General features: G+C 67.0%; 2 protein-coding genes. Both read left to right on the top strand.

Annotated features, from left to right (window positions below; translation table 11 throughout):
- On the top strand, positions 1 to 481 hold a 481-nt coding region (locus A8V01_RS27980), incomplete at its 5' end, for a hypothetical protein (RefSeq protein WP_425437372.1).
- A complete protein-coding gene (gene trbB, locus A8V01_RS27975) occupies positions 478 to 1,482 on the top strand; it encodes a P-type conjugative transfer ATPase TrbB (RefSeq protein ID WP_103099511.1) in 1,005 nt (334 codons plus the stop codon). The genes A8V01_RS27980 and trbB, both read left to right, overlap by 4 nt.
- Positions 1,483 to 1,628: the final 146 nt, after the last annotated feature.

Here is a 1,628-nt window from a genome sequence, read left to right as displayed (position 1 = left end):
CGATCACTCCACGACCCTCCGACTGGCAGCCGGAAGGCAGGAAAACATGGGTCAATTCTCAGCGGAAACTTATAGCCTTCCCGGGTCACTTCTCAGTGGCAATCAACACGACGAGCTCTCGGCGCGTCTCGAAACGCTGGCATCGAAACCGGGCACGTCGAAGTCGGCAATCGTGTCCGACGCGCTGTGCGAATATCTGAATCGCCGTGCCACCCGCGAGGTCGACGACCTGCTCAAGCACCGGCTCGACCGCATCAGCACACAGCTCGGTCGGATCGAACGGGACGCCAGTGTCCTGATCGAGACGCTTTCGCTCTACGTCCGCTTCCAGCTGACGGTGACGGCCCCGCTCCCGGAGGCCGACAGGGCCGGCCGGGCTGTGGGTCGCGAGCGCTTCCGCCGCTTCGTCGACCAGGTCGGCAGGCAACTGGCCACCGGACGGTCGATCGGTGCGCCTGCCGATGGCGAGGGCGCAATATGAGCGCGGCGCACGAGGCTCAGGCGCGCGACCGGCGCGATGCGATGCTGCGCTCGGCGATGGGGCCCGCGATCGCGACCGCGCTCGCCGATCCCCTGGTCGTCGAGATCATGGTCAATCCCGATGGCATGCTGCGGCTCGACCGGCTGGGGGAAGGGTGCCGCGCCACCGGAGCGCGACTGGAAGCAGCCGAAACCGAGCGCATCATCAGGCTCGTCGCGAGCCATGTACGCACGGAAGTCCATGCCGACGCTCCGATCGTGAGCGCGGAACTCCCCCGCCGAACTGCGGACGAGGGAGGTTGGGAGGGAGGCGAACGTTTCGAGGGCCTGCTTCCCCCGGTCGTCGCGGCGCCCTGCTTCGCCATCCGCAAGCCCGCGGCGAAGATACACCGGCTCGCCGATTATGTCGCCGGCGGCACCCTACACCCCGGCCAGGCGGCGGCGCTTGTCGCGGCCGTGGCCGCGCGCCGGAACATCGTCATTGCCGGTGGGACGTCATCCGGAAAGACGACGCTCGCCAATGCGCTGCTCGCCGAGATGGGCGGGGCCGGGGAGCGGGTGATCCTGATAGAGGATACCCGAGAGTTGCAGTGCGCGGCTGCCGACACCGTCGCGCTGCGCACAAGACCGGGCGCGGTCACGATGGCCGATCTGGTGCGCTCCACGCTGCGCCTCCGGCCCGACCGGATCGTCGTGGGGGAGGTGCGAGGCGGAGAGGCGCTCGACATGCTCAAGGCCTGGAACACCGGGCATCCCGGCGGCATCGCGACCGTGCACGCGAACAGCGCGCGCGCCGCGCTCTACCGCATCGAGCAGCTGGTCGCGGAGAAGGTCGTCACCGTGCCACGCCACCTGATCGCGGAAGCCATCGACATTGTCGTGTTCATCTCCGGCCGGGGCTCCGGCCGCAGGATCGAGACCGTTGCCGAGGTCGGCGGGCTCGATGCGAACGGCGATTACGCCGTGACCGACCTCGTCATCCCCCAAACTACCGGAGACTGATCGATGTACTCAATCGCGTCCCATTCTGTTGATTGCCACTGAGAAGTGACCCGGGAAGGCTATAAGTTTCCGCTGAGAATTGACCCATGTTTTCCTGCCTTCCGGCTGCCAGTCGGAGGGTCGTGGAGTGATCGACATGGACTTAC

It is taken from the genome of Novosphingobium guangzhouense (assembly GCF_002896965.1).
Lineage (GTDB): Bacteria > Pseudomonadota > Alphaproteobacteria > Sphingomonadales > Sphingomonadaceae > Novosphingobium > Novosphingobium guangzhouense.
This window is presented reverse-complemented; position numbering and strand designations above follow the sequence as displayed.

Excerpts from the sequence above, each read along its gene's own strand:
- trbB (WP_103099511.1), top strand. The coding sequence starts at position 478 with ATGAGCGCGGCGCACGAGGCTCAGGCGCGCGACCGGCGCGATGCGATG.